Below are 24,962 nucleotides of genomic sequence, written 5' to 3' on the forward strand. Positions count from 1 at the left end.
ACGGATTATTTCAATATAAAGACCTTGTGAAAGGTCTTTTTTTGACCAGAATAAAAAATGTTAAAGTTCCAGAATCCATTTCTGAAGTTCGACTTCTTGCGGGAGCTTCAATTTCTTTTTAAGCCTGTATCTTTTGGTTTCTACTCCCCGTAAGCTGATGTTTTCATATTGGCAGATTTCTTTATTGGTAAGGTTTAATCTGATATAGGCACTGAACTTTAGATCATGTTCTGTAAGTTCTGGCGTATGCGTAATTAATTTTGCGTAGAATTCAGGATAGACTTCCTTAAAACGTGTCAGAAATAATGGGCTTCTGCTTTCCATCAGCTGAATGATTTCTTCAAAGGAGTCATTTACTTTTAATTTAAGAACATCCGTTTCCAAAATCTTTTTTCAATAATTTTATCTTTTTTGAGTTCCTTTTTGATATAGATTTTTCGTATAAAATAGAATAATATCAAAAATACAGCTATAATAGCCAGCGCTACCACATAAAATGTTTTTCTTTCTTTTTCTTTTTCTTCCTTGTTTAATTCTACCAGCGTATTCACAGCAAGATTTACAGCTTCTCTTTCATTTTTGTTGAGACTGTCACTAAGGGCAGTGTACTGTCTTAAATAGGCATTAGACTTTTCAATTTCATTGAGAGATCTGTAAACACTGGAAATAGTATCATAAACGGTAAGTAATGCTGTTTTATTTTTTGTTTGCTTGAAGAAATCAATCGTTTTTAAATAATATTCTAACGCTTTCTTTTGATCTCCTTTCACATTATAAAGATCTCCGTAGCTAAATAATGCGATTCCTTTTTCAGTTCTTCTTGCTGTACTGAAGTTAAGCAGAGCCTTATTCATATAGTATTCTGCTGAATCTAAATGGATTTTCTTCGCAATAAAGCCATCAGCAATCCTTGTATAAGTAAGTGTGCCGGGGTTAACAGCCAGCATTTTTTCTCTATATGCTGTAAAGAATCCTGATCTTTCATCCTTACAAAATTCGTACGCTTCCATGAATAATTATAGAATAGAATAACTTTTCTCTGACGTTCGTTAGTAAGCTTTTTAATATAATATTCAGCTTTGTTGAATGCAGCATTGGATTGCTCTAATAATCCAAGATGAGTATAGTTCTTACCATACTCATTGTACAAATTTCCTATCAGAAGAGGAGAACTGATATTTTTAAGTTCCTTTTTAGCTTTATCAAGGTATTCCAGACTTTCTTTGTACCTGCTGAAATTGCATAATATACCGCCAATATTTGTATATACCATAACGATTCCTTTGGTGTCTCCACTTTGTTCATACTGGGCAAGCGCTTTGGTATTAAATTTTAAGGCACCTTCAAAATCACCTCTGCTTTTATATTCCCATGTTGTTTTTATAGGTTCGGGCTGAAATGAGTAATCCTGAGCATCATAAAATAGGGAGAAAAAAAGAAAATCAGATATAGTGTTTTAATTCTAAAATTGGGGAACATATTTTTTAAAATTATTAAAGCAAAAATAACTTTTTTATGAATATGATTAAAAATTTAATTAATTACAGATTATTCTTACACGTATAGAGTATGAAAATATACTTCAAAAATACTCCAGTCTATATATAAAATACTGTTTATTAATTCATTATAGTGTGAAGTATATTTGACGTAATGTTATGAATAGATAATATGGATACATTTATAACGAATTAATTTTTTTCATTCTTTCATGTTTGAAAATTGTTTGTGTTTATGAGCGGGGATATTCATGATCCCTGCTTTTTAAATGATACATAGGATAACAGTACGGAGCATTTATATTTTCCTTTATCCAATCCTCAAAATTGCTTCTGAAAAGTTAATAATTCACTTTTTCTGCTTACTTCAAAGTTACTTCATTTTGGTTTCAACTGTTTGTTTTACAGAATATTGAGTGTTGAAGTATGTTTGATGTAGGATTTTTTTTGTTTGCAGGCCGTAAGTTTGCACCATCTAATTCGAATAATGAGAAACTTCAGACCGGTCATGTTTTTCAGTACGATTCTAAATACACACACAAGAAAAAATTTAAACATCAAACCTTTTTAAAACGTAAACAAATGAAAAAAATAATCATTTCATCAGGGATGCTTATTTCGAATTTAATTTTCTCTCAGGTAGGCATAAATACTCCTAGTCCTCAAGGCGCTTTTCATGTGGATGGTGCAAAAGATAATGTTTCAACAGGAGTTCCGACAGTGGCTCAACAGTCTAATGATTTTGTAGTACTTAGCAATGGAAATGTAGGAGTAGGAACAGTAAACCCTGCAAACAAACTTGATATCCGTTCTGCGACCAGGGGTGCAATAAAAATTGTAGATGGAACTCAGGCGGATGGAGCTATTTTTACTTCAGATGCTAATGGAGTTGGTTAATGGAAGATTACAGCAGTTACAAAATCAACTGTTTCAGGTACATTTCCTACTGCGGGAGCTAATGTGTTGTCTGGAGGTGGGACAACTCCTAAATACAGTAATGTCTCTATTACTTTAACACCGGGCAAATGGATTGTAAATGCAGGAATGACAATGTATAACAGAAGTGAAGTAATAGAAAAATCAAGGGTTTGGCTGCATGCCTATCTATCAAGTTCAACTACAGGTATCCAACGGAATGGCTTTACATTATCAGGTCCTTCCGGTAATAATACATCTTATGCCGGAGTACTAACAAAAGGTAGTGGAAGTAGTTCTGGTAATGATAATGACCTGAATTTTCTGTCAGGAAGCTCCATGATAGAAGTAACGGCTGCCTCTGTAACACTCTATCTGTTAATTGAAGATAAACCTGTTAATACCTGGGAGTTTAATCCAAGAGCCTGGGAGAATTATTTCTATGCAATTCCAATTAATTAGTAAATGATTACATATTAATGAAATTCAAAACGATCGTGTTTTTATACGATTCTAAACACACAAGAAAAAATTTAAACATCAAACCTTTTTAAAACGTAACAAATGAAAAAAATAATCATTTTATCAGGAATACTATTCTCAAGTTTAGCTTTTACCCAGGTAGGCATAAATACTCCGAATCCTCAGGGCTCTTTCCATGTAGATGGTGCAAAAGATAATGCTTCAACAGGAGTTCCGACGGTGGCTCAACAGTCTAATGATTTTGTGGTGCTTAGCAATGGTAATGTAGGAGCAGGAACAGTAAATCCTACAAACAAACTTGATATCCGTTCTACCACCAATGGAGCGTTAAAAATAGTCGATGGTACGCAAGGCAATGCCAAGGTTCTTACATCTGATGCTAATGGTGTAGCGACATGGAAAGATCTTCCAGCAGCTGTAAATACTAACATTTATAATTCAAACGGGGCACTTACTGGAGCCCGTACAGTGGCTCAGGGAAATAATTCTCTGGCATTTACAAATACTGCAACTACAGGAACCAACCATTTTTCAGTGGATGGAAGCACGTTTTCCGTAGATGCTGTTAATAACAGAGTAGGGATAGGAACAACAACGCCCAAGAATATGCTGGATTTGGGGGTTGGCAACGGAAAAAAATTGGCATTATGGAACAGTACTGCAGGAGATGATTTTTACGGATTAGGAAATGAAGCCAATGTATTGCAGCTGTTTGCAGGTGCTACAGCTACAGGGGACCCGTTAATGACTTTAAATAAAAATGGTAGAGTAGGAATTGGTACTACAGCTCCCACAAATGTACTGGATGTTCGTTCTGCAACCAGCGGTGCATTAAAAATTGTAGATGGAACACAGGGAGCCAATAAAATATTAACTTCCGATGCCAATGGTGTGGCAACATGGCAGAGAGCTGCATCAAATGTTGCTGTAGGAACATTGGGTGGAGGGTATGATGTTCCTTTTTCTCAATTTTCTGATTACAGATATACAGGCTCTTCCATTACTTTACCTCCGGGAAGGTGGATGGTTACCATTTCATTATTATTAATACCGCAGGGAACAATTACAGCAAGTGACTGGATGTTTGTAAGAAGTACTTTTTCAGAAGCAAATCTTACAACCATCGGACAGGCCGGCACTCAGTCAGCAGATGTCATAAGACCTACTTTAATGAGTTTTCAATTGGAAGGACCATTTAATGGTGGACAAAAATATAGTGTTGCTACGGGTACAGTACAAATTAATAATACATCCGGGACAACCAAAACGTATAGATATATTGTAGGGAATACTCAGGCTAGTGGTACTGTGATAGGGGCCGGATTGGGTAAAGTAGGAGGAGTATGGTCTGAAAATGCGATTTATGCTGTTGCAGTAAATTAGTAATGAAAGAAGAGCAATGAAAAGAAGTATTAGATTATCATGCATTGCACTAGGTGTCGCCGCCGTCACACTGATTATGTCCTTAGCACTCTTTGTTGGTACCGCTTTTTTTGATACCAGTACATCTTTATTATGTATTTCTGTTTTTCTAGTCCTAATTGAAATTGAATTCCTTCTTCTTTGTTTCATCCCGATCTGGAAGCTATTTGCTCTTTTAAAGAAAAATAGTAAGGATAAACAGATTAGACTCGCTCATTTTTTAGCTGCGATTCCCCTTTTTTTAATAGGCGGATATGTGTCACTGTGGTCCGCATCAAAGCTTTATCTGAAAGCAAATGCAGTATTCAGGGATTACAGGGCCGGGACCTTTACCTATTATTATGAAGAGAAATTCCCGGTTTGGGTTACATACAGTATGGATCGTGATTATGCCGAATTTACATCTGAGATCATTTTCAGATATTTTATCGCAGGCTTATGGGGATTTTTACTGGAATTTGGAATATTGCTGATAACAGCAGCATTTGCTTTTATCATAAGGCCAACCTTTCGGAACGCTTGAAAGTAGTGCATTATCAGGTATAGATACTGGGATTTTGGTTACAATAAATAGATATTCTGGCAAAATGTTATGTTGTGTATATGATTTTTATAATGAATTATTTGTGTTAATTTAATATTGAAATAGGGTTAAAAAGTGTAAATTTGATTGAAAATATACCTTTATTTAAATAAAAATTCAAACAATAAATAAAGTAAACATTTTCTTATAAATATCCAAATTACACAATTTTAAATTTTAAAAAAATGAAAAAAAACTTAACTCTGGCAATGATATTCTTTTCTGTCATTGTGTTTTCACAGGTAGGGATCAATACCCCTAATCCTCAAGGTACCCTTCACGTTGATGGCGCAAAAGACAATCCGGCAACCGGCATTCCAACTGATGCACAACAAGCCAATGATTTTACAGTAACTACCACAGGTAATGTAGGTATTGGTAATGTCACGCCATTATCGAATCTCCATATAAAAAACAGGGGGACGGCTACAGGGATTGGAGGCGGTGAAGCCACCAATACAGGATTGTTGATAGAAAATCCTGTCGTTAATAGTTCCCTATTATCGATTTTAAGAACTACAGGAGCTACGGGAGTAAAACAAGCAGTAATGGGTATAAATCCTAATTTTAATAGTAATAATGGGGTGTTTATTATTTCCCGTGTTCCTGGTGGAAGTGATTGGTCAATGGACTTAACCTCGGGCAATATAGGTGTCGCTACCAATACTCCTACCAATACTTTAGATGTTGCGGGCAGTACCAGAGTAAGAACCATGGATGTAGCAGCAGGTGCCACCCTTATTACGCCGGTATATTCAGATGCAAATGGTGTCCTGAATAAAGCTGTTGATAACATTTATGGAACGGTTATTAATAACACGATTACCGTAGCATCAGGTGCTACAAATACTTTGATTGCGGGACTTGCTAATAATGCGGTATATAAAGCAGTGGTAAATGTCAGTAATAGTTGTGGGCGTATTGGTATTGCAGAATATTATGTCACTAATAATGCTGTTAACAATTCTTTCTCTATTAAAGGAATGGATGGGATTTTAAACACAGATACCACTGTTAAAGCCCCTACTTTTACTGAAGTAAACAGATATACAACAACAGTTGTTTGGTCAGGTATCCCAAATTGTGCTGCAGGCGGGACCAATATTGCATTTAATTATACATTAACAATGCCTTCAGCCGGAACAATAGATCTTACGAATAATGGCGATGCAAGCCTACAGTATAAAGTGATACTTACAAGACTTTTTAGTTTTATAAAATCTAAAAATATTATAAACAAAAGGCTGCTTCATTCATAGAGGTAGTCTTTTCAGTCATTATATAAGACAAACACATAAAACTGTAATGAAGTGTCAGTTGTCCAGATGTATACGTTCAAAAATCGGACAGGATAAATATTCTGATTTCCAGAATCACTGAATATATACTCTCAGAAAGAAAAATAGATAATTGAAGTTGGATAAAAAACAAAAACCACCCTTAAAAAGGATGGTTTGTAGACCCACAGGGATTCGAACCCCAGATGACTGAACCAAAATCAGTAGTGTTACCGCTACACCATGGGTCTCTGTTTGTTTTAGTGGTGCAAATTTACAGCTTTTTTCTTTACTTACAAGAACTTTTTGAAATTTTTTTTAAATTTACTGTAGAATTTATTTACGGAAATTATGCTGATAGACTTCAATAATCTCAATATTAACAAATTATCATTCGATACGGAATTTGAAAAAAAAGTAAAAATATTTCTGGAAGAATGGTTCTCGGAAAAAACAGAAGTACATGTCCAGACTTCAGGCTCTACAGGAATTCCAAAGATTTTTGAAATTGAGAAAAAGAAAATGGTCAATTCAGCAGTAATGACCTGTAATTTTTTAGGATTAAAAGAAGGAGATACTGCACTGCTTTGCCTGCCTGTGGAATACATTTCCGGTAAAATGATGATTGTCCGTTCTATAGAAAGAAAACTGAGGTTAAAAATTACTGATCCTTCTTTAAAACCGATAGAAAACCTGGAAGAAGAAGTTGATTTTTGTGCCATGACACCACTGCAGGTAGAGAATTCCCTGGATAAACTTCATCTGATTAAAAATCTGATTATCGGAGGTGCTGCTGTTTCAGAAAGCCTGAAAAATAAGATCCTTAAGATGAACCTTGATAATTCCAGCCGTATTTTTGAAACCTATGGAATGTCTGAAACCCTTTCCCATATTGGTTTAAAGCAATTGATGCCCGAACAGGAAGAATACTTCACTGTTTTTGAAAATGTAACGATTTCTCTGGACGATAGAGGCTGCCTGAAAATTTTTGCACCTAACGTAAATGGTGAGGTGCTTCAAACTAATGATTTAGTTGAAATCAGGAATGAAAATCAGTTCAAATTCCTGGGAAGAATTGACAATGTAATCAACTCCGGAGGGGCAAAAATTTTCCCTGAAACCCTTGAAGCTTTGGTGAAAAAAGATATTCCGGGCGAAGCAATATTTGTAGGACAGCCGGATGAGAGTTTGGGACAGAAATTGATATTGATTATAGAAGGTGAGGAATCTGATGAGGTGAGAAGAAAGATTTCAGAAATCCCGTTTGAAAAAAACTTCCATAAGCCCAAAGAAATTATTTTCATCAAAGAAATTCCGAGAACACCCAACGGGAAAGTAAACAGAATGGAGCTGTATAAAAGTATAAACCTTTAGCCAGGGCTATTGAAGTCGGATATAAAATTTAAAGAAATGAAAGACTTTTCAAAAGAACTCAGTTTCAGGACGTCCCGCAGCAGTGGGGCTGGAGGGCAGAATGTAAACAAAGTAGAAACTGCTGTGACCGTACTTTGGGAAGTGGATGCATCAGAATTTTTTAATGAAGATGAGAAAACATTGATTCAGAATAAACTGAAAAACAGGATCAATGCAGATGGGTTTTTATTCCTGACCGTTTCTGAAAGCAGAACCCAGCTGATGAATAAAAATAAAGCCATTGAAAAAATAACAGAAATCGTAAATAAGGCCCTCATTATTCCCAAAAAAAGAACGGCTACCAAACCTTCAAAAGCCCAGAAACAAAAAAGACTGGACAGCAAGAAAAAGCTTTCAGACAAAAAAGAAAACAGACGTTTCAGGTTTTAATGTGTTTTTCCGGAGTAAATTTTATTTTTGACGGAAGCTTTTAAAACCATGATAAAAAATTAATTACGCGGGGAGTATTCATCATTTCCATCTCTTTTGCACAGAAATTTTCTGTCAGACCTTCGGCTTAAGTGGCGTACGCTGAGTAAAATGAAGTACAACGGGGTTACTTATAAATTTGATGATGATCAGAAAGAAGGCTTGCACAGGGTTTCTTTGAGTACAGCCGCTACATTCCGTTTTTAAGTGTTATATTTGTAGTAATTACAACATCTCATTAATAATGGCAGCAACAATTTCTTTATCAGCAGAAAGCAGACAATCAGGATTGTTGCTGTCGTTACTTTATCTTCATACAGATTCTTTTCTGAAAAGTTCTAAGGACTTTATCAATTAAGCCCTGTCAGGATCCAAGACAGGGAGTTATTTCGGAATTTATATATTGTTTTTGCGGTTTTCTATAGAAGAAGGCTGTCTTACGCCTGTATTCTACATTGGATCATCAGGGAATAACTGCATTTTAATTTTAAAAATTGAAGAATATGTCCAATCATATTATTGTAACCACCGGAATTTATGATGCTATAAAAGATACACTGAGAAGAAAAAAGTGAGCATCGAAGAAGAAAAAGACTCACTGAAGAACTCAGAAAGGCAAAACAGGTCCTGAGAAGAGACCTTCCTGCCGATATTGTTACGGTGGACAGAAAAGTAACATTGAAAGACCATACATTGGATTTTGAGCACGAATATATTTTTGTGCCTTCTACCAAAGAAAAACTTAAAAAGAATAAACATTCCATACTGTCAGAGATTGCCCTTGCAGTGGTAGGCTATAAGGTGGGAGATGTTATCAGCTGGCCTTTTAAAGACGGAGAAAGAAAAATCGAGATCCTGAAAGTTGAGGCCTGGGAAGGATAATCCTGACTGAATAATTAAGCTGAATGATAACGAAAGCGTGGCTCACTTTGGGTCACGCTTTTTTATAAATAGAAATTTCTAATGTGAAGCAGAATCACTAGCTTTTATACATTTTAAATTTCAAGGTATAAAAATCGAGATTTCCAGCAAGAACAATGGACAATGAGTAGCAGTATATAATTTTATCGGAGATAAAATCTTTGCGCCTTAAGGCATGAATCATGTTGGAAAAAAACAGCGTCCTTGCGTTTCCCGGCAATAACTATTTATGCATTCATTTAACAAATGATAAAAAAAGATGTCTCTATTACACTTTCTTCAAGTGCTTTCGCTGCATTCCGTTTTTAAGTTTTATCTTTGCAAAAAATTTAAAAATGAGCAAACCGATAACTGAATTCATAGAAAAGTATTACCTGCACTTCAACGCAGCTGCATTGGTAGATGCTTCTAAAGGATATGTTGCACATCTTAAAGATGGCGGAAAAATGATGATTACTTTGGCAGGTGCAATGTCTACTGCTGAGTTAGGTAAAATTCTTGCAGAAATGATCCGCCAGGGAAAAGTAGATTTTATCTCTTGTACAGGGGCTAACCTGGAAGAAGATTTAATGAACCTTGTAGCACACTCTCACTATGAAAGAGTTCCTCATTACAGAGATTTGACTGCTCAGGACGAATGGGATCTTTTGGAAAGAGGTCTGAACAGAGTTACAGATACATGTATTCCTGAAGAAGAAGCATTCAGAAGATTGCAGAAGCATATCGTAGAGATCTGGAAAGATGCTGAAGCTAAAGGAGAGAGATATTTCCCGCACGAGTTTATGTACAAAATGATCCTTTCAGGAGTATTGGAGCAGTATTATGAAATTCCTAGAGAAAACTCATGGATGATTGCTGCGGCAGAAGCAAACTTACCAATCGTGGTTCCGGGATGGGAAGATTCTACAATGGGTAACATCTTCGCTTCTTACTGTATCAAAGGAGAGCTTAAACCTACTACAATGAAATCAGGAATCGAATATATGACTTACCTTGCTGACTGGTACACTAAAAATTCAGGAGGAAAAGGAGTTGGATTCTTCCAGATTGGTGGAGGTATCGCTGGGGATTTCCCTATCTGTGTAGTACCAATGCTGTATCAGGATATGGAAATGCATGATATTCCTTTCTGGTCTTATTTCTGCCAGATTTCTGATTCTACAACATCTTACGGTTCATACTCAGGAGCAGTTCCAAATGAGAAAATCACCTGGGGTAAACTTGATATCAATACACCTAAATTTATCGTTGAAAGTGATGCAACAATCTGTGCGCCATTGATGTTCTCTTATATCTTAGAAAACGCTTAGGAATAAAATTCCCGTAAGAGATTACCATATCAGCGCTTCAATTTATTTTGGAGCGCTTTTTATTTTAGGATTGGGAAGTAGTTTCATCTTTGATGAAAAAAGCTCATAGCTAAAAAATAACTTAGCTAATTTCTTAATACTTAAGGTTCAAACTAATGTACAGTGTTATCACATAAAAGATTGAACTTTACACTTCCGGTTTTCCGAAGGCATCTGTGAAATCCGTGTTATCTGTGGAAAAATCTACCAATTATAAAAAAATCAATCCAAAGAATTCACCAGCACAAAATAACGATACGCCAGAATTCCCTTCTCCATCTTAGTAAGATGGTTAGGGTCTTTATGACTCAGCTTGGGAAGAACTTTTTTGTTGATGGCATTCAGCAGCCTGAAAAATGATTTTTTCATATCTTTATCTTTTAATGAAACATCATTGTCATTGATATGAATTCAAAAATGATGCAAAAGAAGTTGATATGGACGAAATTTTCAAACAGCAGGTATACGAAGTGGCAAGACTGATTCCCAAAGGAAGGGTATCTACCTATGGCGCCATAGCAAAGGCTGTTGGCTATCCTAACCATTCCAGACATGTAGGAAAAGCAATGGGAGGATGTCCGAAAAATGTACCAGCCCACCGCGTGATTTCAAGTTCAGGGGTATTATCTGTTCCGGAATTTCAGCCAAAGCTGGAGGCAGAAGGAATCATTGTTGAAAATCTCAGAATAAAAAATTTCAAAAAACTGTTCTGGGATCCGCTGCAAGAATTGTAAATTTCAAAGGATCTAAATCAAATTTTTTTAACGCAAAGGTTTTACTGTATACTGTATATTTTTAAGGGAGCAAAGGGTGGAATCAATGAAATTGATTCTCTTTAAGCGAACGTATTATTATCATAAAGCTTCATCAGCGACAGAGTCGCAACTCTTTGCCTTCTGAAATCAAACATAAGAATTATAGTTCTTTGCGTTAAAAAAATACCAGCATACATTAATACAAAAAAACGCCACTCCATAATTCATATGAGTGACATCAATATTTTTATAGTTTCAAACCGTATTATTTTTTCCCGTCTGGAAGGCCTTTCAATTCTTTTTTAAGCCTTTCGTTTTCTTCTTTTAATAGGGTGATATAGTTTTGTAGATTTTCAATGATAGCTCCCGGAATATTATCATAATTATTCTGATTAGTGATTACTCCTGCAGAAGATGATCTGTCATTAAATACAGGATGGTCATTATTGATCACTACTGCAGATTCATCCTCTTCATAAATGTCCTCGATCGGTACATCCAGAAAACGGGCAAGTTTGTCCCACTCATCTCTTACAATTCTTACATCGCCGCTCTCTTTTCTGCTGTAGTTGGATACATCTGTTGCGATAAAATCAGCTACCTGTTGTTGGGTATAACCTTTTTGTTTTCTGATGAGACGTAATTTTTCTTTTTGCATGACCTACATTTTATACAAAAATGGCAAAAAAGCAGAATCTATACAATAGAAAACAGAAAAAATATAGAGCAAACCATTGAAGCCAAATAGAAACTTCGGAAAAGATTTATAATATGAATCTTATTCATTGTAAATGTTGATGATTTTAAGATTAAAATCTTTGCGCCTCAAAAGCATTGGTATCTAAATAAAATTGTGCCTTTATGTTTTCAAACTAAAAAAGACTGCTTCAAAATTGAAACAGTCTTTTGTAAATTATTTTTCAAGTTGCTTATAGCTTCTCTGTATAAAATCTGTCAGATCTTTTCCTTTCAATAAGTTTTGTGAAAGCTTGGCAAGATCCAGCGCATATTTGATTAAGCTTTCTTTCTCTTCAGCATTCCCGGTCTTTAGGATCTGATTGGAAAGCTCACTGTTCGAGTTCACCACAAGATTGTACATCTCCGGGAAACCACCCATTCCGAACATACCGCCACCACCGGTAGCCTGCATTTCTTTCATTCTTCTCATAAATTCAGGTTGGGTAATGGTGAACGGTGCATCACTGCTGTCAAGATCTTCAAGCTGAACTGTGAATTTTGAGTCTTTGATGGCTTCTTCCACATCCTTTTTCAAAGTTTCTTTTTCAGTTTCGTTCAGTTTTGAAATGACAGGCTCATCTTTTTTGATCAGGTTGTTCACATGATCAGCGTCTACTCTTGCAAATGAAATATTTTCTTTTGAAGTTTCCAGTTTCTGGATCACGTGCGAAATGATAGGTGAATCTAATAAAAGGACTTCATATCCTTTATCCTTTGCAGATTGGATGTAGCTGTGCTGTTCATCAGCATTGGTAGCATACAGAACAACAAGTTTGTTGTCTTTATCCGTTTGTACAGGTTTGATTTTCTCCACCAATTCGTCCCAAAGGAAATACTTACCGTCTGTTGTAGGATATAATGTGAATTTGTCTGCTTTTTCAGCAAATTTTTCTTCCGTAACAATTCCGTATTCGATAACTACTTTAATATCATTCCATTTTTTCTCATAATCTTCACGGTTTTCGTTAATTAAAGAAACCATTTTATCGGCTACTTTTTTCGTGATGTAAGAAGAAATCTTTTTCACGGCACCGTCCGCCTGGAGATAAGAACGGGAAACGTTCAACGGGATATCCGGAGAATCAATAACTCCTCTCAGAAGCATCAGGAAGTCCGGAACGATCCCTTTTACTTCGTCTGTTACAAATACCTGGTTTTGGTATAACTGAATTTTATCTTTATCGATATTTAAATTGTTGCTCAGTTTCGGGAAAAACAGGATTCCGGTAAGATTGAAAGGATAATCCACATTCAGATGGATGTTGAATAATGGTTCCTCAAACTGCATTGGATACAGCTCGTGGTAAAACTTCATGTAATCCTCATTGGTCAGTTCACTGGGAGCAATTGTCCATGCCGGTACCGGATTGTTGATGATATTGTCTACCTCTTCTGTTTCAGCTACTGCATCTTCAGGAGCATCTTCCGGCAAAGGAAGCGTATGTGTTTTTGTTCCGAATTTAATAGGAACAGGCATGAATTTGTTATACTTTAATAACAGTTCACGGATTTTTGCTTCTTCTAAAAATTCTACTGAATCTTCAGCGATGTGAAGTATGATTTCCGTACCTCTGTCAGTTTTATCAGGAGTTTCTTCCAGAGTAAACTCAGGGCTTCCGTCACAGATCCAGCGTACTGCCGGCTCATCTTTATAAGATTTTGTAAGGATTTCCACTTTTTCTGCCACCATGAAAGCAGAGTAGAAACCAAGACCGAAATGCCCGATAATTCCGGCATCCTTCGCAGAATCTTTATATTTTTCAAGAACTCTTCAGCTCCGGAAAAAGCAACCTGGTTGATGTATTTCTCAACTTCTTCACCTGTCATCCCGATACCCTGGTCGATGATGTGTAAAGTTTTCTGGTCTTTATCAATTTTAACCTCAAGTTTTGGATTTCCGTATTCCACTTTGGCTTCACCAATGCTTGTAAGATGCTTTAATTTTAAAGTAGCATCAGTGGCATTGGAAATCAATTCTCTCAGGAATATTTCGTGGTCACTGTAAAGAAATTTTTTAATAAGCGGGAATATGTTTTCCACAGATACATTAATATTTCCTTTAGTCATCATATTTAGATTTTAATTTTTAAAATTCTTTCTCAAAAAAATACCATGCAGAAGAATGTGACAGAATGACATTTTTTTTAACCTGAAACAGGTCCGTTATGTGAATTTATCGGAGAAATATCTTATTTTTAGTTCTTAAAATATTTTAAAAATGAAGTTGAAATGTACAGTCTTTATGCTGCTCATTATGACCTGTTGGGTATATGGGCAGAAGAAGCCTTTAGACCATTCTGTTTACGACAGCTGGCAAAATATCGGGGCAAGAAAAATCTCAAATGATGGAAAATGGATTGCCTATTCTGTGGATGCTCAGGAAGGAAATTCAACCCTTTCTTTATATTCCGTTAAAAATAAAACCTCAAAGAAGTTTGTAAGAGCTGCAAAAGTGGATTTTACAAATGATTCCCGCTTTGCTGTTTTTCAAATCCGTCCGCAGTATAAAGATATAAAAGCGGTAAAAGATAAAAAACTGAAGAAAAATAAATTAACGAAAGACAGTCTTGCAATAGTTGACTTTTTAAATGATAAAACAGAGAAGATTCCTAATGTAAAATCATTTAAAATCCCTGAAAAAGCAGGTTCTTATGTTGCTTATCTGCTGGAAAACCTCAAGGATAAATCCTCGGACGATGCTTCTGAAAAAGAAGATGGTGATGAAAGTAAGGATGAAGATAAAAATGTAAAGCCATTACAATTGGTAGTGCGTAATCTTTTAGACGGAAAAAGCACAACCTATGATAATGTAATCCGTTATGAGTTCAGTAAAAATGGGAAACAGCTGGCTTTTATCACTAAAAAGCCGGATGAAAAGAAAGAGAAAAAGAAGGGAAGGATTCAGATGAAAAGGCTGCGGACAAAAGATACAGACAAGTCGAAGCCAAAGAAATATGCATTGGAAACCGTACAGGTCGTTGATCTGCAAAAAGGAACTGTTAATAAAATTTCTGAAATGGAGGGGGACTTTTCACAATTGTCTTTTGATGAAGAAGGAGATCAGCTGGCTTATGTAGGAACTTCTTCTGCACAGAATGATCTGGTGAAATTATACCAGCTGTATTACTTTAATTTTAAAGGAAATAAAAAAGAAATCATAACCCATGAACATACGCAGATGAAGAAAAATTGGGTCATTTCTGAAAACAGATTGCCTTTGTTTAGTAAAAACGGAAAACAGCTGTATTTTGGGGTTGCTCCAAAACCTGTTGCAAAAGATACGGCAATGATTGCAAACGATCATGCTGTTGTAGATATCTGGAATTATAAAGATGATTATCTGCAAACCGTACAGTTAAAGGAATTGAAAAATGACCTGAAGAAATCCTATGCTGCAGTAATGCAGACAGAAAAACCTGATTTCTTCCGTAATATTGATGGGGAAGACCTGGATACCTTAAGATTGGTCAACGAGGAAATGCTGAATTTGCATTGGGGATTACAAGCATTAACAACCGTATTTCTTCACAATGGGAAGGTTCTACAAAGAAAACCTATTTCCTGATCGATAACAAAACAGGAGACAGAACCGAAATTATTAAAAATCTTAACGGAGCAGCGGCTGTATCTCCTCTTGGAAAATTTGTAGTGATTTTTGACAGAGAAAAAGGGCAGTGGCTAAGCTATAATGTGAAAACAAAACAAACCCTTCCTCTTAGTACAGGCTTGCCTGTTTCTTTTGTAGACGAGGAATTTGATATGCCGGACTTTCCGAATTCTTATGGTATTGCATCATGGACAGATAAAGATGAATCCGTGATTATAAAAGACCGCTACGATCTTTGGGAATTCTTCCTGAACGGCTCAAAAAAGCCAAGAAATATCACGAATGGATTCGGGCGTAAGCATAAAATAACATTTGATACATATGAACTGGATAAAGATATTAAAAGCCTGAACCGCAAATTTCCTATCTATTTATCTGCATTTGATAATACATCCAAGGACAACGGGATCTTCAAAACAACCATTCAGTCAGGTGCTGATCCTGTGAAAATTCAGATGGAAAATGTCTGGGGATACAGAAGCCTTCAAAAAGCAAAAAATGCGGAAGAGTATATTTTAGTAAAGGAATCATATACAGATTCTCCAAACCTTTTTGCTACATCAGATTTCTCGGAGCAGCAAAAACTAAGCAATACCAATCCACAGCAAGCCAATTACAACTGGGGTACGGATGAATTGGTACACTGGACAACGCCAAAAGGAAACACTTCTACAGGGATTTTATACAAGCCTGAAGATTTCGATCCGAATAAAAAATATCCTATGATTGTCTATTTCTATGAAAAACTTTCTGATAACCTTAACCGTTATGTAGCTCCGGCTCCTACACCTTCAAGATTAAATATCTCTTATTTTGTGAGCAATGGATATCTGGTTTTCACACCCGATATTTCTTATACAGAGGGTTTCCCGGGAGAATCTGCCATGGAATACATCAATTCCGGTGTGGAGAAGTTAAAACAAAATTCCTGGGTGGACGGTACTAAGATCGGAATTCAGGGGCAAAGCTGGGGAGGCTATCAGGTAGCCTATCTTATTGCTCATACCAATATGTATGCCGCTGCATGGAGTGGAGCACCCGTTGTCAACATGACTTCTGCCTATGGAGGAATCCGATGGACTTCCGGAATGAACAGACAGTTCCAGTATGAAAAATCACAAAGCAGATTAGGAAAGAATTTATGGGAAGCTCCGGATCTTTATATTAAGAACTCACCGCTTTTTACCATTGATAAAGTACAGACTCCGGTAGTTATTATGAGTAATGATAAAGATGGTGCGGTGCCCTGGTATCAGGGAATTGAAATGTTCACTGCATTACGCCGTCTTGGAAAACCTGTATGGCTCCTGAATTATAATGGTGATGATCACAATCTGATGAAACGCCAGAACAGAAAAGATATTCAAATCAGGGAACAGCAGTTTTTTGATTATTACCTGAAAGGAGCTAAAGCTCCGGTATGGATGACAAAAGGTATTCCGGCCACCCAAAAAGGAAAAGACTGGGGATTTGAGCTGACAGATGATAAACCTAATTAGTAAAAACCGCGGCGGAGCCTTTGGCTCCGCCGCGGTTTTTACTACGTCCCGAAAAAAACAATAGAAAGGGCAAACTGACACAATGGCATTTTTTATGATGAGCCTGTTGAGCACTTTTATTATATTTACTGCCAATTATAAATAACAGTATGGGAATCTTTGATTTTTTTAAGAAGAAAAATAACAATCAGGAAAATGTAAGTACTCCGGTTCAGGAAATGGAAATGCCGGAGGAAAAAATAGTTGAGGAAGTGGTGGAAGAAGTTGTGGAAACAATACCGGAAATCCCTTCACAACCGGCAGAAGAGCCGAAAGTAAATGAAGAATATGAAAAAATCAAGGTTTATAATGATTATATCGTTTATTCTATAGCGCTTCAGCTAAGAGGAGAATATACTCCTATTTCTGCTTTTGAAAAAGAAAATGGTGAGGTAGAAGGCTTCGCCTATATGGTGACAGAAGATGCTTATGCACTTGCTCCGCAGCAGGCGATCGCGCAAATGGAAGAAAAGTTTGAAAATGAGCTTCAGGAAGGTAAGATCAGATCGTATATGATCCTGTATCATTCTCAGTTCGACAACAATGGTAACCACAATCCGGCAACACAGGACGGGGAATTCAGGGCGATTTCACTTGCTTATCATTTTGCAGGTTCTGAAAAAGCAAAAACAGGACTGCCTTATATTTTCGAAAACCAAAATATTACTTATAAAGGTTTTGCAGAGTTTTCACACGAGGAAAATAATGAAATCATGAATCATCAGCTGGTAGATGGTAAAGATTATTTCCCGAATACGGAAGGAATTACAGCACCTGAAATGACCAATGAAGCAGGAATTATCATCAGAAAATCCAATGTTCATAACCTTGTGAATACATGGAGCGGGGTTTTTGGTCATCAGAATTTCCAGACTAAAGATTACGGGCAGTACCTTAGCACAGTTTTAATGCAGTCTACCGTTTCTGATCCAACCGGAGAAGCCAAAAATAAAACAGAATTTGAGGATGTAAGATTCAAAACCATTGTTACGGATGAGCTGAGTACCATAATTCCGGAAGTAAAAACGGATTATACCCTGGATTTTGAAACGAGATCAATCAGAGAATGGGAAAATGCGTTGAATCTGCAGGCAATCGTAGCTGGTCCGGCAAGAGATACTTTTGGCGTTTGGTTTTTCGCTACCGATTATGCTGAGAACAGAAACATCTACATGACACAGCCGCATCAGAAGGTAAATATCAGTGGAATTGTTTTCATCCTTGATGTCCATACCAATACAGACTTACCTGACGGTACTAAAATGAGTGAAGATTTCACAACCTATGCTCCAAGTCAGGATCTTCCTAACTATGCATGTTTTGATTTTATTGGTCAGATTGTAGATTGTAAGGAAACAGAATTGCTTGAAGACGGAAGCATTAAAGGATATATTCTGAAACTTAAGCTGATCACGAATGAGGAAAATGAGGATTTCTTCACCATTGATGCCTTTGTAAATAAAGAAAACATGAGATTTGAAGCTCCAACAAAAGGTATGAAAGTAACCGGAGCACTTCAGCTGCAGGGTAAAATTGCTGGATAATTTTTAAGTATAAACTTTCAAGAGGTTGTTTTATGGAATAACCTCTTTTTTATTTACTGATGATTATTTATTATTTAAACGCAAAGGAATAAGAGATTCGAAAGTTAATCTTCAAGGAAGCAAGGATTGCGGCTTTGTCGCTGATGAAGTTTGGTAGTACATTCGCTTGGTAAGAATCAATTTCATGATCCCATCCTTTGCTTTCTTAAAAATATTACGATATACAAATGAAACTTTGTGTTCAAAAACAGAATCATTTAAAAACAAAAAAGGCAATCCTAAAGATTGCCTTTTCCTGTATTTTCTGAAAAATTATTTGTTTTTCATTTCTTCCTTGATCTTAGCTTCTAATTCTTCAGCAAGATCCGGGTTGTCTCTTAAAACATCTTTTACAGCATCACGTCCCTGACCAAGTTTAGTCTCTTCATAGCTGAACCATGATCCGCTTTTCTTCACGATACCCATGTCTACAGCTGTATCAAGAATTTCTCCTACTTTAGAAACGCCTTCTCCGTACATGATATCGAATTCTGCCTGCTTGAAAGGAGGTGCTACTTTGTTTTTTACAATCTTCACTTTCACACGGCTACCGATCGCTTCATCACCTTGTTTGATTGGTGCGCTGGCTTTTCTGATGTCAATTCTTACAGAAGCATAGAACTTAAGAGCGTTACCTCCGGTAGTGGTCTCAGGATTTCCGAACATCACACCGATCTTTTCTCTCAGCTGGTTGATAAAAATTACTGTACATTTCGTTCTTGAAATAGTAGCGGTAAGCTTTCTTAATGCCTGAGACATTAGTCTTGCGTGAAGACCCATTTTAGAATCTCCCATTTCACCTTCAATTTCAGCCTTTGGTGTAAGAGCGGCAACAGAGTCAATCACAACGATATCAATAGCTCCTGAACGGATAAGGTTATCCGCAATTTCCAGTGCCTGCTCACCATTGTCCGGCTGGGAAATGATCAGGTTTTCAAGATCGATTCCTAATTTTGCAGCATAAGTTCTGTCGAAAGCGTGCTCTGCATCAATGAATGCAGCAATACCTCCTGCCTTTTGAGCTTCAGCAATAGCGTGAAGGGTCAGCGTTGTTTTACCTGAAGATTCAGGACCATATATTTCAATGATTCTTCCTTTTGGATATCCGCCTACTCCTAAGGCAATATCCAATCCTAAAGAACCGGAAGGAATTACTTCTATTGTAGTGTCTACGGCATCATCACCCAGAGTCATTACAGTTCCTTTTCCGTATGTTTTATCTAATTTGTCAAGCACTAAAGCGAGTGCTTTTTTCTTATCATCAATGTTACTCATCGCTATTAAAATAATTTCTCAAAAATACATAATTTAAATATCAAAAGCTAATATTATTTCTCGCTGAAAGCGGTTTTTAGAGTTAAAAAATGATAAAATTTTACTACTGATCTCATTCATAACGAAGCAGATGCGAAATGTGGTAGGAGTGTAATAAAATATTTATTGGAAAAAGGCCGGAAGCTGGAAGGGGAGTTATTGAAGCCTGTAAATGGATTGAACTTAATTATATTACTTTTACTAAGTGAGATTTATCGTCCAATAGAAACTTCCAGCTTCAAACTTCGGGCTTCCTGACTTATTATCCTAATGAAAATTTGAATTTTTAGTGATATTCAGATAATCATTCAATACTTTCATCTGATCTTTATTTCCTTTTTTTATTCTGGCGTTGCGGCCTACCAGTATGTCATAAATTGTGTTGAAAAGTATTTTTGATTTTGGAAATAATGTTTTATACGGAACATCAGGAATCTGTAATCTTTTGCAGACTTCATCATCCAGCAGAAACCAGGTGCAGCAGATGTGCAGATATCTTAAATTTTTTCTCTGGAATTCAAATTTCAGAATAGGGTTTTCCAGTGATTCATTCAAAAGAGAATGGGCAAGAAGCACAGAATCTTTATCTGAAGGCGGTTGAACGGAGGTCCATAAATAAAAATATTCAGTAGCCTGCTTTTTGTTATCAGGAAGAAGCTGTTCCGGTATTCCCAAAAGGTAACCTACATACTTCCAAAGATGGAAAATTCCCTGTTCCTCTTCAGCAGAAAAACGATTTCCCAGTTTTTTAAGACTATGAAGAAATACCAGGCTGAACCCAATGTACGTTGCCATCATATCCCAGGAATTGATAGGCTCTCCCCAATTCTCAGTATCCCAGTCCTTGTAATGTTTTTTTATGGAAAGTCTGGCGTAAGAATGGATCATTCGGGTTTTGATAGCAAATTCATACCCCTTTTCATGAACGTTCAGGGCATTGTATCGGGTTGCATTTACCCAGAAATCCAATGTTTCAGAAAGGCGTTTCACAGCTCCCTTTTTTAGAGCTTCAGTAACAATAAGAGGTTTGTTGAGGTAGGCATAATCATAACCACCGATCAGGCAATAATCCCTCAACGAAATCAGGGAGTCCAGATTGCTTCTCATGCAGAGTTCAGCACCGCTTTTGAGTAAATTGTAATCAAGCCAATCAGGAACTTTCTGAGTTTGGCTGAACAGTTTTTTTACACTTTCAGGAACAGCATCTGTTTCGGGAACTCCATTTCTGATATAATGTTCAATCTCCCTGGAAGCTTCATGGAATTTTTTAGTGAAATAAACATCTTTTACAACCTTGTCACCCGCTTCATCCACATGATGAAAAAAGGGAGCAAAATTTTCAAATTTTTCAAAACCTACTTCTGCTCCGGAAAATTCAATAAGCTGCTTTCCGTTGCCTTTCTCCCAAAAATCCCTGAAATGAGGTGCGTCTTTAAACCGGGGGTGTATCATGTTCATTCCTTTACCTATAAAAGTACAAGTTTTGCACCGAAATATGCTGGTGAGATTTATCAGGATTATAATTGTCTTTTTAGAGATATCCCCATTCAAAAGTCTTTTTGATCAGTTCAGAACTGTTTTTGCAGTCCGATTTTCTCAGGATATTTTTTCTGTGGGTACGTACGGTTTCTTCAGAAATACTTAACAGATCGGAAATTTTCCCGGTTGAGTATCCTTTCGCAATACAGTTGATGATTTCAACCTCTCTTCTGGTAAAGATGACTGGGATAGACTCAGGAAATCTGTCATGTTCTGTCCACTGCATCTGGTGGAAATCTTCCCGGCCGTTGATTCCGGAAACTAATACAACATAAGAATTTTGATGGGTGATGTGTTCGATATTGGTATGTATATTAACAGCCTGCAACAGCCTGCCATCTTCATCTTTATAGGTGTGCAAAGCCTGATGATGGAACAATTCATAATTTCCTTTTGAAGTTCTCATTCTGAAACAATAACTGGTTTTCAATTCCTGCTGATAATCAAAGCCGTCAATTTCTTTCATTTTTCGATGGACATTCTTTCAGCCTCCATCACAAATTTCAGATCATCCGGATGAATCAGATCTATGATTTCTTTCAGATGTGCGGGGTATTTACTGAATCCATGTATTTTCAAAATATCTTCATGATGGTTGCAGAGGGTGCTGTCCGCAAAATTGATCACATATGTTTTCTTAAAAATAATAAAATTATGATAAAAAAAATCACCCTTTTGTGGTATTTCGTGTGGTAGGTAAGTGTCGTAGCTTTAACTAAAAATAATGACCATTTTAAAAACTTTAATCTGAAAAATAAATACCCATGGCAACATTTAAAACACAACAAGCGCAAAATACTTTTTTGTATTTAAAAGTAAGTGTAAGAGCAAATTCACTAATATACTCAAGAACGTATGTTACCGTGAATCCAGGAGGGGTGATTATTGTACAATCATCTCCCAAGGCAAGTAATGGTTCTATTCCTCCTGATAAATATAGCTGGTATAAATTAGGAAGGACGATTAATTTCGTAGGGAAACAGCTTAATATAGATACTTTGCTTTCAGAGACAAATAATGTTGATATTATATGTGCACTGGTAGAAGATGACGATATCAACACCCCATTTGTTAATGGTTCAAATTATCATTCGACTAATATTGTAAATAATATTGCAAGATTAACTATTGACATAATTTAGATTACCATGAAAGCAAAACTGATATTCGTATTCTGTGTTATTTATCTGAGAACTTTTTCTCAGATAAATAACACCGTTAAGAGAATTTAGATATTCCTACGACTCCTGCTGTCGTATTATTAGATCAGAATGTCACTTCAATTGAAGCTCCAAAAACCATAAAAGAATTTGGACTTTCAATTATTAATTCTTTTAAAGATAATGGGCTCCCTCAAAATTATGGAGTAGAATTTAATCCCTACTGGATTTTTAAAAGAAATACCACTGTGGAAAAATATTTTAGAGATGAGATGCACTCAGGATTTGTTCACAACCAGTCTATATCAATGGCTTTTGTGAGGAATGATAGTATCCAAAACCTGTCAGTGGGTTATCGAACCAATTTATTCAGAGTAATGAATAAAAAATACAAGGCAGATGTTGATTTAATTGATGAGAAAGTAGCTGACCTGAATAATCTTAATGATGCTGAATATACTAAGCTTAATGAATTGGTTATAAAAGAACGCTCTGTAATCAGCAAAAATGTCATTGACATAACAAGCAAAACAGTGTATAGTGATTTTAACGATAATTATACTAGTATAAAATTACAAATTAAGGCATCTTCGTTAGAAAAGGAAGCTCTAAACGATCTCATCAAGGATATAGATGGCTTAGCAAAGGATGAAGAAAGTTTCAATGTCAACAGAACGAATATTATTAATTTGTATAAAGGTCTTAAAACAAAGATTAGTATCTCGTCATTTGATCGGAAAACATTTAGTGAAATGAATATAACCAAAATGAAAGCGTTTCAAAAATTCGTAAATAATTTGTCAGAGTCTAAACCTATATTTTCTATTGACTTCGCTGGTGCATACAATCATTTTTTTGATAAAGATAGATTTTCTTCAGGTGGCTTCGGGAGATTTGGAACCTGGCTCACGATGAATTGGAATATTAATTTAGATAGTCCTGATAAAGAAGAGCAGAAGAATTATCTTAAACTTTATATTCTTAACAGATTTCTTATTGACAGAATGCACTACAATAAAAATGCTAATGATTATGATAAAAATTCTTTTATGATCTTGGCGGTAAAGTGAATTTTGAATTTAACAGATTAAGTGTAGCTTATGAATATATCCGTAGGTTCGGTGATTTTGAAGATTACAGAAGTGTAGGAAGTATCATGTATAAAATCAGTGATAATGTAAGCCTTATCGGAGGTTTTGGAAAAAACTTTGAAAATCAGAATGATCTGGTTACTACACTTGGGTTACGTTGGGGGCTCAACTTCAATAATGATCTTGAGAAAGGTACCGGGAAAACCGATTAAGCTTTTTAATGGAAGGTTTATCTTAATTGATACCCTCTGCTAAATATAAAATGATAAAAACCTTCCCATCGGGAAGGTTTTATATTACTCATTGCTTATCGCTCATTACTGATTATAAAGAAGCAGCGTGTACAAGCATATCTACTAACTTGTTAGAGTAACCCATTTCGTTGTCATACCAGGAAACAAGCTTCACAAAGTTAGGAGAAAGCATGATACCAGCGTCTTTGTCGAAGATAGAAGTTCTCTTATCTCCTACGAAGTCCTGAGATACTACTGCATCTTCAGTATAACCTAGGATACCTTTCAATTCACCTTCAGAAGCAGCTTTGATTACTGAACAGATTTCTTCATAAGAAGCCGCTTTTTCAATTCTCACTGTTAAATCTACTACAGAAACGTCAACAGTTGGTACTCTGAAAGACATACCTGTTAATTTTCCGTTTAGTGAAGGAATTACTTTTCCTACTGCTTTAGCAGCACCTGTAGAAGAAGGGATGATGTTGTTCAGAGCAGCTCTACCACCTCTCCAGTCTTTCATTGAAGGACCGTCAACAGTTTTCTGAGTAGCTGTTGTAGCGTGTACAGTGGTCATTAAACCTTCTACGATTCCGAAGTTATCGTGGATTACTTTAGCTAAAGGAGCTAAACAGTTTGTAGTACAAGAAGCGTTTGATAAGATTTTGATATCATCAGTAAGTTCCTTGTGGTTTACCCCCATTACGAACATTGGAGTATCATCTTTAGAAGGAGCAGAAAGGATTACTTTCTTAGCACCTGCAGCAAGGTGTTTTGCCGCGCTGTCTTTATCAAGGAATAAACCTGTAGATTCCACTACGTAGTCTGCACCGATTTCATTCCATTTTAGGTTGCTTGGATCTTTTTCAGCAGTTACTCTGATTCTCTTCCCGTTTACAACAAGATCATTTCCTTCTACAGAAACTTCACCTGGGAAAATACCGTGTACAGAGTCATATTTTAACATGTAAGCCATGTATTCTGCATTGATTAGGTCATTGATTCCTACAACTTCAATGTTGTCTCTTTCAGTCATTGCTCTGAAAACAAGACGTCCAATTCTACCAAAACCGTTGATACCTACTTTGATTGTTGACATAATAGTTTGTTTTTATT

The 24,962-nt window shown here is 36.2% G+C and carries 25 protein-coding genes, 1 tRNA gene and 2 pseudogenes; 16 read left to right on the forward strand and 12 right to left on the reverse strand.

All coding sequences use genetic code 11. From position 1 onward, the window contains the following. Positions 1–60 precede the first annotated feature (60 nt). From OWR28_RS01885 to OWR28_RS01895, 3 genes are read right to left on the reverse strand one after another with little or no spacing between them, the layout of a single operon-like run. Positions 61–384 (reverse strand): hypothetical protein, encoded by a 324-nt coding sequence (locus OWR28_RS01885; RefSeq protein WP_332385250.1) that lies wholly within the window; start codon positions 382–384, stop codon positions 61–63. Then, positions 360–947, reverse strand: coding sequence for a hypothetical protein (locus tag OWR28_RS01890; protein ID WP_332385251.1), 588 nt, complete (start codon positions 945–947; stop codon positions 360–362). Before OWR28_RS01890 ends, OWR28_RS01885 begins: the two co-directional genes overlap by 25 nt. Then, the gene (locus OWR28_RS01895; RefSeq protein WP_332385252.1) at positions 872–1,273 is read right to left on the reverse strand and encodes a hypothetical protein; all 402 of its coding nucleotides are present in this window, start codon (positions 1,271–1,273) and stop codon (positions 872–874) included. The genes OWR28_RS01890 and OWR28_RS01895 overlap by 76 nt, the downstream gene beginning before the upstream one ends. Before the next feature lie 652 nt (positions 1,274–1,925). On the opposite strand from OWR28_RS01895, the gene OWR28_RS01900 reads away from it, so the two are divergent. From OWR28_RS01900 to OWR28_RS01920, 5 genes are all read left to right on the forward strand, one after another. Continuing rightward, positions 1,926–2,396, forward strand: a complete 471-nt coding sequence (locus tag OWR28_RS01900) for a hypothetical protein (RefSeq protein ID WP_332385253.1) — start codon at positions 1,926–1,928, stop codon at positions 2,394–2,396. A 63-nt stretch (positions 2,397–2,459) separates the two neighbouring features. Then, entirely contained in the window at positions 2,460–2,876 is a 417-nt protein-coding gene (locus OWR28_RS01905) for a hypothetical protein (RefSeq protein ID WP_332385254.1), read from the forward strand. 102 nt (positions 2,877–2,978) lie between these two features. Continuing rightward, a complete protein-coding gene (locus tag OWR28_RS01910) occupies positions 2,979–4,280 on the forward strand; it encodes a hypothetical protein (RefSeq protein ID WP_332385255.1) in 1,302 nt (433 codons plus the stop codon). 16 nt (positions 4,281–4,296) lie between these two features. Next, on the forward strand, positions 4,297–4,842 hold the full coding sequence (locus tag OWR28_RS01915; RefSeq protein WP_332385256.1) for a hypothetical protein: 546 nt from the start codon (positions 4,297–4,299) through the stop codon (positions 4,840–4,842). 245 nt (positions 4,843–5,087) lie between these two features. Continuing rightward, positions 5,088–6,161, forward strand: a complete 1,074-nt coding sequence (locus OWR28_RS01920; protein ID WP_332385257.1) for a hypothetical protein — start codon at positions 5,088–5,090, stop codon at positions 6,159–6,161. 198 nt (positions 6,162–6,359) lie between these two features. Here the strand turns inward: OWR28_RS01920 and OWR28_RS01925 are convergent. Next, positions 6,360–6,430 (reverse strand) — tRNA-Gln (locus OWR28_RS01925). Between the two features lie 100 nt (positions 6,431–6,530). Between OWR28_RS01925 and OWR28_RS01930 the strand changes: the two genes are divergently transcribed. The 4 genes and pseudogenes from OWR28_RS01930 to OWR28_RS01945 all read left to right on the forward strand — a co-directional run bounded on the left by OWR28_RS01930 (position 6,531) and on the right by OWR28_RS01945 (position 10,252). Further along, positions 6,531–7,553, forward strand: a complete 1,023-nt coding sequence (locus OWR28_RS01930) for an AMP-binding protein (protein ID WP_332385258.1) — start codon at positions 6,531–6,533, stop codon at positions 7,551–7,553. A gap of 36 nt (positions 7,554–7,589) precedes the next feature. Then, positions 7,590–7,982, forward strand: a complete 393-nt coding sequence (arfB, locus tag OWR28_RS01935) for an alternative ribosome rescue aminoacyl-tRNA hydrolase ArfB (protein WP_332385259.1) — start codon at positions 7,590–7,592, stop codon at positions 7,980–7,982. Between the two features lie 542 nt (positions 7,983–8,524). Next, positions 8,525–8,903, forward strand: a pseudogene (locus tag OWR28_RS26740) (GreA/GreB family elongation factor). A gap of 374 nt (positions 8,904–9,277) precedes the next feature. Beyond that, positions 9,278–10,252 carry a deoxyhypusine synthase family protein gene (locus OWR28_RS01945; RefSeq protein WP_332385261.1) on the forward strand — a complete coding sequence of 325 codons (975 nt, stop codon included), beginning with the start codon at positions 9,278–9,280 and terminating at the stop codon, positions 10,250–10,252. 261 nt (positions 10,253–10,513) lie between these two features. Here OWR28_RS01945 and OWR28_RS01950 read toward each other — a convergent pair whose 3' ends face one another. Beyond that, the gene (locus tag OWR28_RS01950) at positions 10,514–10,660 is read right to left on the reverse strand and encodes a hypothetical protein (protein ID WP_002976595.1); all 147 of its coding nucleotides are present in this window, start codon (positions 10,658–10,660) and stop codon (positions 10,514–10,516) included. A 68-nt stretch (positions 10,661–10,728) separates the two neighbouring features. On the opposite strand from OWR28_RS01950, the gene OWR28_RS01955 reads away from it, so the two are divergent. Next, a complete protein-coding gene (locus OWR28_RS01955; RefSeq protein ID WP_332385262.1) occupies positions 10,729–11,025 on the forward strand; it encodes an MGMT family protein in 297 nt (98 codons plus the stop codon). A 286-nt stretch (positions 11,026–11,311) separates the two neighbouring features. On the opposite strand, the gene OWR28_RS01960 is transcribed toward OWR28_RS01955, so the two are convergent. Both OWR28_RS01960 and htpG read right to left on the reverse strand, forming a co-directional pair. After that, positions 11,312–11,704: a helix-turn-helix transcriptional regulator gene (locus OWR28_RS01960; protein ID WP_332385263.1), complete on the reverse strand. Its 393-nt coding sequence runs from the start codon at positions 11,702–11,704 to the stop codon at positions 11,312–11,314. A gap of 255 nt (positions 11,705–11,959) precedes the next feature. Then, positions 11,960–13,851, reverse strand: a pseudogene (htpG, locus tag OWR28_RS01965) (molecular chaperone HtpG). Positions 13,852–14,002: 151 nt separating this feature from the next. Here htpG and OWR28_RS01970 point away from each other — a divergent pair. The 3 genes from OWR28_RS01970 (at position 14,003) to OWR28_RS01980 (ending at position 18,473) form a co-directional block, all read left to right on the forward strand. Beyond that, positions 14,003–15,349, forward strand: a complete 1,347-nt coding sequence (locus OWR28_RS01970) for a hypothetical protein (RefSeq protein ID WP_332385264.1) — start codon at positions 14,003–14,005, stop codon at positions 15,347–15,349. Continuing rightward, complete coding sequence (locus OWR28_RS01975; protein WP_332385265.1) at positions 15,277–16,890, forward strand: prolyl oligopeptidase family serine peptidase; 1,614 nt, start codon at positions 15,277–15,279, stop codon at positions 16,888–16,890. The genes OWR28_RS01970 and OWR28_RS01975 overlap by 73 nt, the downstream gene beginning before the upstream one ends. 149 nt (positions 16,891–17,039) lie before the next feature. After that, entirely contained in the window at positions 17,040–18,473 is a 1,434-nt protein-coding gene (locus OWR28_RS01980; RefSeq protein ID WP_332385266.1) for a hypothetical protein, read from the forward strand. Positions 18,474–18,785: 312 nt separating this feature from the next. Here the strand turns inward: OWR28_RS01980 and recA are convergent, their stop codons facing one another. The 4 genes from recA to OWR28_RS02000 form a co-directional block, all read right to left on the reverse strand. Beyond that, a complete protein-coding gene (recA, locus tag OWR28_RS01985) occupies positions 18,786–19,787 on the reverse strand; it encodes a recombinase RecA (RefSeq protein WP_002976601.1) in 1,002 nt (333 codons plus the stop codon). A 306-nt stretch (positions 19,788–20,093) separates the two neighbouring features. After that, positions 20,094–21,284: an oxygenase MpaB family protein gene (locus OWR28_RS01990; RefSeq protein ID WP_332385267.1), complete on the reverse strand. Its 1,191-nt coding sequence runs from the start codon at positions 21,282–21,284 to the stop codon at positions 20,094–20,096. A gap of 73 nt (positions 21,285–21,357) precedes the next feature. After that, positions 21,358–21,831, reverse strand: coding sequence for a helix-turn-helix transcriptional regulator (locus tag OWR28_RS01995; RefSeq protein ID WP_332385268.1), 474 nt, complete (start codon positions 21,829–21,831; stop codon positions 21,358–21,360). Beyond that, a complete protein-coding gene (locus tag OWR28_RS02000; protein WP_332385269.1) occupies positions 21,828–21,992 on the reverse strand; it encodes a hypothetical protein in 165 nt (54 codons plus the stop codon). The genes OWR28_RS01995 and OWR28_RS02000 overlap by 4 nt, the downstream gene beginning before the upstream one ends. Positions 21,993–22,129: 137 nt before the next feature. Here OWR28_RS02000 and OWR28_RS02005 point away from each other — a divergent pair, with 137 nt between their 5' ends. The 3 genes from OWR28_RS02005 (at position 22,130) to OWR28_RS02015 (ending at position 23,828) form a co-directional block, all read left to right on the forward strand. After that, entirely contained in the window at positions 22,130–22,507 is a 378-nt protein-coding gene (locus tag OWR28_RS02005) for a hypothetical protein (protein WP_332385270.1), read from the forward strand. A gap of 266 nt (positions 22,508–22,773) precedes the next feature. Next, positions 22,774–23,595, forward strand: a complete 822-nt coding sequence (locus OWR28_RS02010) for a hypothetical protein (protein WP_332385271.1) — start codon at positions 22,774–22,776, stop codon at positions 23,593–23,595. After that, entirely contained in the window at positions 23,592–23,828 is a 237-nt protein-coding gene (locus OWR28_RS02015) for a hypothetical protein (RefSeq protein ID WP_332385272.1), read from the forward strand. Before OWR28_RS02010 ends, OWR28_RS02015 begins: the two co-directional genes overlap by 4 nt. Positions 23,829–23,940: 112 nt before the next feature. Here OWR28_RS02015 and gap read toward each other — a convergent pair whose 3' ends face one another. Next, on the reverse strand, positions 23,941–24,945 hold the full coding sequence (gap, locus tag OWR28_RS02020) for a type I glyceraldehyde-3-phosphate dehydrogenase (RefSeq protein WP_002976605.1): 1,005 nt from the start codon (positions 24,943–24,945) through the stop codon (positions 23,941–23,943). Positions 24,946–24,962: the final 17 nt, after the last annotated feature.

This window comes from Chryseobacterium sp. 1B4, from assembly GCF_036631475.1.
Lineage (GTDB): Bacteria > Bacteroidota > Bacteroidia > Flavobacteriales > Weeksellaceae > Chryseobacterium.